At 33.9% G+C, this 10831-nt stretch carries 12 protein-coding genes; 5 read left to right on the plus strand and 7 right to left on the minus strand.

Features of this window, described 5'->3' with window-relative positions:
- The 6 genes from mutS to FC57_RS07980 all read right to left on the minus strand — a co-directional run bounded on the left by mutS (position 1) and on the right by FC57_RS07980 (position 5882).
- Entirely contained in the window at positions 1-2577 is a 2577-nt protein-coding gene (gene mutS, locus FC57_RS07955) for a DNA mismatch repair protein MutS (RefSeq protein WP_148449497.1), read from the minus strand.
- Positions 2578-2799: 222 nt separating this feature from the next.
- A complete protein-coding gene (locus FC57_RS07960; protein ID WP_007126917.1) occupies positions 2800-3135 on the minus strand; it encodes a hypothetical protein in 336 nt (111 codons plus the stop codon).
- Between the two features lie 21 nt (positions 3136-3156).
- Positions 3157-3999: a PTS system mannose/fructose/sorbose family transporter subunit IID gene (locus tag FC57_RS07965; RefSeq protein ID WP_007126916.1), complete on the minus strand. Its 843-nt coding sequence runs from the start codon at positions 3997-3999 to the stop codon at positions 3157-3159.
- 2 nt (positions 4000-4001) lie between these two features.
- Positions 4002-4877: a PTS mannose/fructose/sorbose/N-acetylgalactosamine transporter subunit IIC gene (locus FC57_RS07970; RefSeq protein WP_040530045.1), complete on the minus strand. Its 876-nt coding sequence runs from the start codon at positions 4875-4877 to the stop codon at positions 4002-4004.
- Positions 4878-4915: 38 nt separating this feature from the next.
- The gene (locus FC57_RS07975) at positions 4916-5419 is read right to left on the minus strand and encodes a PTS sugar transporter subunit IIB (protein WP_007126914.1); all 504 of its coding nucleotides are present in this window, start codon (positions 5417-5419) and stop codon (positions 4916-4918) included.
- 19 nt (positions 5420-5438) lie between these two features.
- Complete coding sequence (locus FC57_RS07980; RefSeq protein WP_007126913.1) at positions 5439-5882, minus strand: PTS sugar transporter subunit IIA; 444 nt, start codon at positions 5880-5882, stop codon at positions 5439-5441.
- A 172-nt stretch (positions 5883-6054) separates the two neighbouring features.
- Between FC57_RS07980 and FC57_RS07985 the strand changes: the two genes are divergently transcribed.
- From FC57_RS07985 to FC57_RS08000, 5 genes are read left to right on the plus strand one after another with little or no spacing between them, the layout of a single operon-like run.
- A complete protein-coding gene (locus FC57_RS07985) occupies positions 6055-6834 on the plus strand; it encodes a substrate-binding domain-containing protein (protein WP_236695716.1) in 780 nt (259 codons plus the stop codon).
- 18 nt (positions 6835-6852) lie between these two features.
- Positions 6853-7038 (plus strand): hypothetical protein, encoded by a 186-nt coding sequence (locus tag FC57_RS11295; protein WP_236695717.1) that lies wholly within the window; start codon positions 6853-6855, stop codon positions 7036-7038.
- The gene (locus FC57_RS07990; protein WP_007126910.1) at positions 7038-8339 is read left to right on the plus strand and encodes a sensor histidine kinase; all 1302 of its coding nucleotides are present in this window, start codon (positions 7038-7040) and stop codon (positions 8337-8339) included. Before FC57_RS11295 ends, FC57_RS07990 begins: the two co-directional genes overlap by 1 nt.
- A complete protein-coding gene (locus FC57_RS07995; protein WP_007126909.1) occupies positions 8332-9003 on the plus strand; it encodes a response regulator transcription factor in 672 nt (223 codons plus the stop codon). The genes FC57_RS07990 and FC57_RS07995 overlap by 8 nt, the downstream gene beginning before the upstream one ends.
- Positions 9000-10301, plus strand: coding sequence for an ABC transporter substrate-binding protein (locus tag FC57_RS08000; protein WP_007126908.1), 1302 nt, complete (start codon positions 9000-9002; stop codon positions 10299-10301). The genes FC57_RS07995 and FC57_RS08000 overlap by 4 nt, the downstream gene beginning before the upstream one ends.
- Before the next feature lie 63 nt (positions 10302-10364).
- On the opposite strand, the gene FC57_RS08005 is transcribed toward FC57_RS08000, so the two are convergent.
- Positions 10365-10643 carry a helix-turn-helix domain-containing protein gene (locus FC57_RS08005; RefSeq protein ID WP_007126907.1) on the minus strand — a complete coding sequence of 93 codons (279 nt, stop codon included), beginning with the start codon at positions 10641-10643 and terminating at the stop codon, positions 10365-10367.
- Between the last annotated feature and the right edge of the window lie 188 nt (positions 10644-10831).

The raw sequence follows: 10831 nt of genomic DNA on the forward strand, positions 1-10831 counted from the left end.
TTAATTGTCATCCTTTAGATCTTTTTGCCAATCCGCTACCATTTGCATAATTTGGAGTGGCGTTTTGTCGGCTAAATAGAGATTAGAAATATCATCTAACACATCTTGTTCGGCATCAGTGATTGCTGGCTTGTCATTTTGTGTTTGTTCTTCATTGTCAGTGTTTTCCACAGGCTCTGCGAATAAATCTAATTGTTGACTCACTGGAGCTAATTCACTACCTTGAGCTTCTAATCGTTTCAATAACTTAGTAGCTTCCCGTAAAACTGCACGTGGCAATCCTGCTAATTGAGCAACGTGAATACCGTAACTTTGATCTGCTGGACCTGGTAAAATTTTGTGCAAGAAAATTAGCTTACCATTTTCTTCAGTAGCTCCAACGTGAATATTCTTCAAATGGTCCAGGGTTTCATCCAAATCTGTTAATTCATGATAGTGGGTCGCAAAGAGTGCCTTAGCGCCAACTTTGTCATGCAAATATTTAACGATCGCACCAGCTAAAGCCATCCCATCGTAAGTGGCAGTACCACGACCGATTTCATCAAACAGAACCAAACTACGCTTAGTCGCATATTGCAAGGCATCATTAGCTTCACTCATCTCGACCATGAAAGTACTTTGACCAGAGATCAGGTCATCGGCTGCACCAATTCTAGTAAAAATTTGATCAAAGACAGGCAGATCAGCACTATCAGCAGGAACAAAAGAACCAATCTGCGCCATAATCGCAATCAATGCCATTTGTCTCATGTACGTACTTTTACCTGACATGTTTGGTCCGGTAATTAGAAAAATATCGGTACCGGTATCCATTTTGACATCATTAGGGATGTATGAACCGGCAGTCATTACTTTTTCCACAACCGGGTGACGACCATTAACAACATCAATATCTTGATTATCAGTATGGAAGTGCGGCCTGCAGTAATTGTTCTGCTCGGCAACTGTCGCAAAACCACAGTAAACATCTAGAGCAGCTAACTGACTGCCTAATTTTTGCAAAGCCGGGATATACTTTTTGACTTCTTCACGCAATTTAACAAACAAGTCATATTCCAAGTCAGTTGAACGCGTCTGCGCTTCCAAAATCAGATTCTCATGCTCTTTCAATTCTGGAGTAATGTAACGTTCAGCGTTAGTTAAGGTCTGTTTACGAGTATACCGATCAAGTGGCACCTTGCTCTTATTGCCGTTAGAAACTTGAATGTAGTAACCAAAGACTTTATTGTAGCCGACTTTTAAGTTCTCAATACCGGTCTTTTGACGTTCATCAGCTTCCATTTGAGCAAGCCACTTTTTACCATTATTCATCGCATCTCGATAACGATCCAACTGTTTATCAACGCCATCACGAATTAAACCACCCTCAGTGGTTAACAATGGTGGATCTTTTACCAAGGTCGTGGAAATCATTTCAGCAACGCCTTTTAATGGATCAATCTTTTTGGCAAAATCTTCAAGCACATCACTATCTGATTGATTCAAAGCATCCAAAATAACCGGTACAGCTTGTAAAGAACGTGATAATTGCAATAACTCACGCGCGTTAACATTACCAAAGGCAATCCGACCAGTTAACCGTTCCAAATCATAGACGCCTTTAAGGGCATCAATAGCGTTTTCTCGCGTAAAGTAGCCATCAAGCAAAGCTTGCACCATTTCTTCACGATGATTGATTTCATCAACATTAAGTAGTGGTCGAGCAAGCCATTGCTTAAGTAGACGCCCACCCATCGCGGTGTGAGTCTTATCAAGCACCCAGAAAAGCGAACCCATCTTTTTGCCAGTCTTAGCAGACGCAATTAGTTCCAAATTATTCTGCACGGTGTGTGACATCTGCAGATATTGATTTACTTCATAACTCTTAGCAATCTGCAAGTGGGCCAAACTTCTCTTTTGGGTGGAAAGCAAGTAACCAACTAATTGCTTAGTTGCTTCCTTTTCTGCTTTATTGGTCAAATTTTGTTCAACATAAGAGATTTCTGCATGTTCACCCTCAATTGGCGTAGGCTCAGAAACAGTAATATTTGCCTTGTGCATAAAGTCTTTATTTTGTTCAGTTAACGGCCCATTATACACAACTTCCCGTGTTCTCAAAGACAAGAGTTCATTAGAAACGGCTTCAAAACTCTTCAAATGAGTAGCATAAATCTCACCTGTGGACAAATCACTGTAAGCTAAACCAAAGACACTTTTAGTAGTGACTACAGAAGTTAAATAATTAGAATCCTTCGCATCATTAGGACCTTCGCTCATCATAGTCCCAGGAGTTACCAGTTGAATGATTCCCCGTTTAACCATACCTTTGGCTTTCTTAGGATCTTCTAGTTGTTCACAAAGGGCAACTTTATATCCCTTTTCAACTAAAGTATTCACATAGGTATCCACAGCTAAGTGAGGAACTCCGGCCATTGGAATTGGATTCTTAGTTTTATTTGAACGGTGTGTTAGAGTCAATTCAAGAATCTGTGCGCCTTTAACCGCATCGTCTTCAAAAAGTTCATAGAAATCTCCGACGCGATAAAAAAGAAAGGCATCTGGATATTGCTTTTTAATTTCGTAATATTGCTCCATCATAGGAGTCGTACTTGCTTTAGCCATGTAATCTCTTTTCTATGTTTCATCTAGAGTAACTGTTAAATATTATACGCTATAAAGGAAGATAAAAGAAAAATTTCGAAGCTGAACTTTCTTCAACTTCGAAGTTTTTACGTTAGATTTATGAGAATAAGAATAATTCAACAATAAATTATTCTACGTTAATTTTTTATATCTAGAGAAAGATTAGATGATTCATTTTTATCTATATTTAATTTTCGCTGTACCACCTGCATTCCGATTAATTTTTTTGATTTCAGCTATTTTATTTTCATAATCTTTGATGACTAGAGAAACATTTTTTCGTCCTCGCCAGGAAGCATAACCAAAGATTAGCATCCCTAGTACACCAACAATCATAAGAACTATTCCTATGACAAAGAGTAGCAAAGTAGATTTATAAAAATAATAGATTAATACTAAACCTATCGCACTGGTAGTAAGGAAAAGTTGAAACCAATAACCCAAGTTTCTTAGCATATGCTTTTGATAAGCTACTTCTTTTTTATATCCATTTTGCATTTCCTCAATTGTCATTTTAGATAATCCTTTCTAAAATTAGTATTTCAAACCTGGGTTGAAGAATCCAACTAATACACCTAGAAGTGCAACAACAATTAAAATAATCATTGTCCAAATAGCTGATACATGCTTTTTAGCCATTAACCACCAGCAAAGCAAAGTTACAATAACAGTTAACAAGCCAGGGAAAATACTATCTAACTGTTTTTGTAAGTTTAAGAAAACCTTACCAGTAGAATCTTTTAATTGAAGTGAGGTAGTAACATTTACCCAACTTGCCAAAACACCACCGACAACCATTCCACCAATAATTGAAATAGCATGACGAATAGCTTTACCTTGTTTACCAATTAAAATTGATACAGCCTTATCACCTAATTTATAGCCACGGAAGTAAAGGAAACGTTGACCGAAGTATGCGATTAAATCCCAAACAACGATGTAGAAAATTGCTCCAATCGGTGAACCTTTTTGTGACATACCTAATGCCAAACCAAGCAAAATAGGAATTAAAGTACCATCAATTAATGAGTCACCAATACCAGCAATAGGTCCCATCAACCCGGCACGCATATCGTTAATGGTTTCACCATCAATACCTTTACCATTAGCACGAGCCTCTTCCATTGAAGCAGTGGTACCAATAATTACTGAACCTAACATAGGGTTAGTATTAAAGAAGGCAGTATAAGCATGAATGTTTTTCTGCTGTTCTTCTTTATTTGGATAAAGCTCTTTAATAATTGGAAGCATTGAAGCTAAGTATCCAAATGTCTGCATGTGTTCCTGTGAGAAACAAGTTAAAGCTCCCCAGAACCACAAGTTAAAAGATTTATTTAATGTTTTCTTACTAATCTTTTTTTCGTTACCTGTGTCCATAATTAGATATCCTCCTCTTCTTCATCGTCATCATCATCGGTGTCTGAGGCTGAAGCGTTTGCAGTTTCACCGCTGTGATTATCATTCTTAGCACCAAACATTTCAATTTCATAAAAGATCATTGCGAAGAGCAATGAAATAATAGTGATAGAAACTAAGTTTAGGTGTAATGAAGCGGCTAAAGTGAACCCAACTAAAAATGGAATAAAGTCAACTGAAGTGTTAACAATTTGACGAAGTAAGATAGCAATACCAACACAAGGAAGCATAGCACCCACAGTGAACAAAGTTTTCATTGGAATACCATCCATAGGCAAAGCAGTACGTAAAGCAGTAACAGCTTGAGCTCCAAAGTGAGTCATAATTACAGTTGGAATAAATGAGAAGCAAAGGTGTGAAATCCATGGCCAACCAAAGTCAACGCCATATAATCTATTTAGTTTGTTTCTTTCAATATCTTTCCAACCAAAGGCTTGCCAAATCAAGTTCATAAAGGCAACGGCGTAGAACAATACTGAACCGACAGTACCTACTAATGTACCCAATGATTTAGCCATATTAGCAGCATCACTACTAAATGGATTAAGTCCACGTGAACTAATAGCAACCATGGCTAAAGGAATACCAATGTAAGAAATTGCACGAACATCAGCAGCAACTGTACCACCTGGGGTAACTAAAGCAATATAAACAAGCTGCGTAGCAACACCACAAGCAATACCTAAAGGAACATTACCTAAAATCAAACCACATACGAGTCCACCAACTAAAGGACGTCCGATAGTGTAGTTACCTACTGCTTGACCGGCCATACATGAGTTGGAACATAAACAAGCAAATAAACCCAAAATGCAGGCTTGTAACCAACTTATTGTCATTTTTATCTCCCTCTTTTTTATTTCAAAAAGATTATTAATTAATAGCCAAACTTACTCTTGCATTTATCCCAGTAACCAATTTGTTTATCAGGAAGAAGAGCAAAGTGAATCTTATAACCCTTTTCTGCCATTGCTTCAAAGGCTGCACCTTCCTCTTTAGTAAAGGATTGGTTATCTCCTAATTTAATTGCACCAGGACGATCGTTACCTGGCCCAACAACTACTTCCTTTACATCACTAGGGACAAAATCCCAATCAACCAAAATCTTCTTCATATCAAGTGGATTCTTGGTAATTAAGAAGTAACGGGTTTTAGAAGCTAATACCTTATCCTTTACTTTGTTAAAATGATCCATTGTCCAAACAAAGCATTTTTTACCTTGACCTTCAGCTGCTGATTTATAAGCTTCTTTCAAAATAGCATTGTTATGAGCTTTATCATTAACAGCGATAATACCATCACAGGGTACTTCCTTTGCCCAACGAGTGGTAATTAAACCGTGAATCATACGATCATCAATTCTAACTAATGAAACTGACATAATTTTTACCCCCTAAGATTTAAATATCATCGTCATCATCATTGTCTTCAGATGATGGAATCTCATATTGTTGAACAGCGGTTTTAGCTTCACTTAAAGCCGTTTTAGCAATTGTTTCCTTATCCATTGTGTCCAGAGAAACTGTAGCAGTTAAAGCCATTGTAAAGTTCATGCCACCTAAGACAACAGCTCTATTTAAAAGACCATTTTCTGAAAAGACATTCAGGAAAGTAGTCAAAGGACTTCCACCGATAATGTCAGCCAATACGATAAATTCATCATTATCTTTAAAGCTGTGTTTATCGAGAAAATCTTCTACTTCTTTCTTGAAATCATCGGCAGATTTACCATTATGCAAGCATAAAGCAAATACTCGATCATTGGCATCCCCTGCAAACATTTCTAAAGAAGTTTTGACTCCCTCTGCAAAGCGACCATGAGAAACCATGATTAGATATTTCATACTTTTTCTCCTCTCGTTTGTTTACAATGTAAATTTATCATTTAAACAAGCGCTTACATAGTGTCAAATGTAACTCATACTTGAAATTTTTATATGACATTTGTCACATTTCAAAGATTAACTATAATATTGATATATTTTTTCGTAGTAAAATTAAAAAAAGAGAATGATTATGAAAAAGAAACACTATACATTAAATAAATATTTATTTATCGAACTACTAGCAACAATAGCCCTTATAGTTCTTACACTATTTTTCTACTTTTTTCATATAGGGCACCGTACACCGATAAAAATTGGTGCCACTTATATGACAATGAACAATGAATTTTATCCCATTCTAAATGAACAAATAGCTAATAAAATTAATAATAAAAATGATCTCTTATTAAGCCGAGATCCAGCATTAAATCAACGAAAACAAATTGAGGAAATTCATTCTTTTATTCAAAAAGGCGTTAAAGCTATTATTATTAATCCAGTTAATGGAAAATCTTCACAGTTAAATAAAGCTCTTAAAGAAGCCAAAGAGGCTGGGATAAAAATCATTGTAGTAGACAGCCCTATTAAAAATTCAAAATATATTGATTGTACTATCGAATCTGATAATTATCATGCTGGACAACTTGATGCTAAATATCTATTATCCCAACGAAAACACGGCAAAATTTTACTTCTAGAACATAAATCTGCTATCTCTGGAGTAGAAAGAATCAAAGGATTTACAGATACAATTCACAAAAGTAAATATGCTAAAAATTTCAAGATAGTTAAACGACTCAATACATATGGACAATCAGAAACGTCCCTACCACTCGTAACTAAAACAATAAAAGAAGGTACAAGCTTTAATATAATTATGTCTTTAAACGATCGAGCTGCTATTGGAGCACTTGCTGCTCTTGACTCTACTAAATATCCTCACCGCGTTTTTGTATATAGTGTTGATTGATCCGAAAATATGAAAAAAATGTTTTCTATCAATCCTAATATAAAAGCTACTGTTGCTCAATCGCCTTTAAAAATGGGAAAAGTTACGACTAAAGTTGTTTATCGATTAATCGAAAACAAGAAAGTTCCCAAGAAAATTATTATTCCAGTTGATTTAATCAATCAAAAGAATTTGACTCAACATAATATAAGTGGGTGGCAATAATGACATTCCATCAAATTATTAAATTAAGAAATTTATTGTTAGGAATTAATTTTATCGCAGTTTTATTTAACAGCTCTTTATTCCTATTTTTAAGTCGTTATATTAGCGAAAATCAATTAGATTATCAGCTTTTAACAAAACTGAATTCTATTCCTTCAAACCCTATGTCAGTTTTTATAAAGAGTTTAATTTTATTTTTTGTCCTAGCTACAACAATTATTGTTAGACAAATTAAAGCTTTTTCAAAATTAGCTAATAATTGCATATTAATATTTGAACTAATTTTAGCTCTTGCAATATTTTTCATACTAAACATGTCGTACAATGGAATTTTTTTACTAGTTTTCATTAACCTTTTTCTTACTAATAAAGACGAAGTGGAATTTAATAAATATAAATTTTGGTTGCTAGCCGGTTTTATGTTGTTAATTTTATTTTCTTTATCTGATCAAAATTTAATTAATGATTTCATTAAAGCACCTAGTTTATCTTCTTACATTGCTTTTTTACCTCAATCAACTGGTTCTATGCTCTCTTTTATTAGGAGTTTTCTTTCTCTTACAAACCTAATGCTTTTTATTGTAATTCTGCTCTTCTATGCTCAATATTTAAGCTCACGTGAACAAGAACTTAAAAACAAGCTTGAAATCAGTAAAGAATTCAAGTCAATGGCTGATTTAACTGAACATATCTCTCACGACAAAGATCGCGAAAGATTAGCACGAGATATACATGACACAATTGGGCATACACTAACTGGTTTTGCCGTTGGTTTAGATGCTGCGATTGTATTAGTTGATATAGATCCTAATGCTGCTAAAAAGCAACTAACTAAAGTGTCAGGATCCGTTAAAGATGGATTAATAAATATTCGCAAATCTTTAAACAGAATTCGCCCTGGCGCATTGGACAACTATACTTTCAAAGCAGCTTTAGAAGAGTTACTTCATGAATTTCAAACCATTTCCCATTTACAAATTACTTTAGAATATAATTGGGACGCAGAAAAATTAGAAAAAACTACGGAAGACGTAATTTTTCATATCATTGAAGAAACCATTACTAATTCTTTAAAGCATGGTCATGCTAAAGAAATAACTGTCATATGTAGTATGAAAGAGAATTATTATCAATTAGTTATTCACAATAATGGTCGTAATGCTCCCGATTTTAAACCTGGCATTGGCTTAACTTACTTACAGGACTTAGTTTCTAGTATTGGCGGAAAAATTAAATTTGATGGTAAAGTAGGATTTACAACTATAGTATTAATTCCCAAGGAGAGTAATATAAATGATTAAAATTCTAATAGCTGATGATCAAGAATTAATAAAAGATTCAATCAAAATTATTCTTGAAGTTAATCCTAAATATACTGTTACTGATACAGTAAAAAACGGCAAAGAAGCATTAGAAAGCATTAAAAAGAACAAACCCGACATTGTATTAATGGATATTCGAATGCCAGTAATGGATGGAACAGTATGTACTAAACATATTAAAGAAAAATACCCTGATATCAAAGTTATTATTTTAACCACCTTTGACGATGATGATTTTATTTTTAGTGCCTTAAAATATGGAGCATCTGGTTATTTATTGAAAGGAGCATCTCCACAAGAACTTTATAAAGCAATCGACACCGTCAATGCCGGTGGAGCAATGATTAATCCAAATATTGCAGGAAAAGTTTTTAAATTATTCTCCAAAATGGCTCAAAGCAATTATGCTATTTCTGTAAATACTAATGAAGTTAAAAATTTAAGCAAAAGTGAATGGCAAGTTATTCAGCAAGTTGGTTTAGGACGTACTAACAAAGAAATTGCCCAAAAGTTATTTCTATCAGAAGGTACCGTCAGAAATTATATTTCTAAGATTCTTAGCTGTCTTCAACTTCGAGACAGAACTCAGTTAGCAATTTGGGCTGTTCAAAAAGGTGTAATTAATAAGGATTTTGATTCATGAAATTGCAGATAAAAAAAACTATTTTTTATTTAAGTATTTCACTATTATTGCTAGGTACCGGAATTGGCTTCAGTTATCATATATGGAAAATCAATCATACTTTAACTATTGGTATCTATACTGGTAGCATGTGGAATATGTCTGATAACCATCAGTATCAAGTAATCGATTATGCTATTAAAGAGTTCAAAAAGATACATCCTGATATACAAATTAACTATGAAAATGGAATTTCAAAAGCAGATTACCGTAATTGGTTAAGCGAAAAAATTGTGCAAGGCAATAGTCCTGATTTAATGATAGTACCTGATGATTCATTTAATTTACTAGCTAACAATGGCGAATTTAAAGATCTAGCCGGATATATGAATAGAGATAAAATATCAGATAAAATATTTTATCCCGTAGCACTTAAAGCTGGAGAATTAAACAATGAACAATATGCTTTACCTTTTCAAACAAATCCGCAATTTATGGTTATGAATAAAAAGGTGCTTCTTAGAAACAATATAAAAATTCCATCTTTTAATTGGACACCATCAGACCTAAAAAGAATCTGTCTTTCTTTATCTAATTCTAAAAAGAAAAACTCTGATTTAGGAATAACTTCAAATTATACTTGGAGTAATGCTATTTTAGGTTACAATTTTAAATTTAATCAGAATAAAGATAATCCTATTCAATTAACTAGTCCATCTGCTATCAAGGGATTTAACCTAATCGAATCTTTAAAAGCCATTGAGCAAACAAACAAAAACAATAGTAGACAAGCATTTGATAAAGGAAAAGTTGCTTTTACCCCTATGACTTTAGCTCAATATCGTACATATACTTCTTACCCATATTACGTAACTACTAACAATAAGAATATTACTTGGAATTGCCTTAAAATGCCCCAGATTTTTCAAGCCAAAGCAACACATGTAGATGTTGCAATGTTTGCTATTGCTAAACAAGCCCATAATCCTAATCTTGCATGGAAATTACTTAAAATGCTATGTATTAACAAAAAAATTCAGCAAAAAGCTATGACTGTCAATAAAGGTTGTTCAGCTTTACCATCAGTAGTACTAAATCCTAAAATGCAAAGAGTTTTAAATAATGATAAGCAAAGTAATTTAACCACAACTAAGCTAGACAAAATTATGCGAAATGGTTGGTCTACACCTAAATTCAAGAATTTTAATGATGTATATTCTTATCTTGATTATGCTATTAATAAAGCTCTGGCTAATGACCAATTAGACAAACAAATATTTTATATTCAACAACAAGCAAACGAAGAATTAATTAATTAGTTCCAGAAACAAAAAGGCTTTAGAATTGAACTTCCTTACTCAATTTTGAAGCCTTTTTAACATTTATTTTCTACTGAACTTAATTTTGGTTGCAGTAGCTATCTCATTTAGCAAACCTACGGTTACGTTCATAGAACCTGATTCAATTCTACTAATAGTTGATTGTGGTTTACCAACATACTTAGCAAATTCTTTCTGCGTCATTCCTAAATCATCACGCATATCACGTACCATAACAGCAGCATTTAAGTTTAAATCTTGTTGTTCAAAGCCTTTAGCTAATTTAGGATTTTCCTTAATCCTTTTGTCGATGTACTTATCAATGAAACTTTTCTTATTCATGTAGAAAATATATCACGTCTACTATATTGAGGCAAAGAAAAACTTCGAAGCTGAACTTTCTTCAACTTCGAAGTTTTTAAATATCTATTTGGATTTGAGCTAGAGTGAGAGTTCTTACTAGTAGCAATATTTCTAAGAACTACAATTACACATTCCTGAAGCACCTGCACCGCCTTGTGGAGCAGCTG

Origin of the sequence: Lactobacillus ultunensis DSM 16047, assembly GCF_001436305.1 — a bacterium.
Taxonomy (GTDB): domain Bacteria; phylum Bacillota; class Bacilli; order Lactobacillales; family Lactobacillaceae; genus Lactobacillus; species Lactobacillus ultunensis.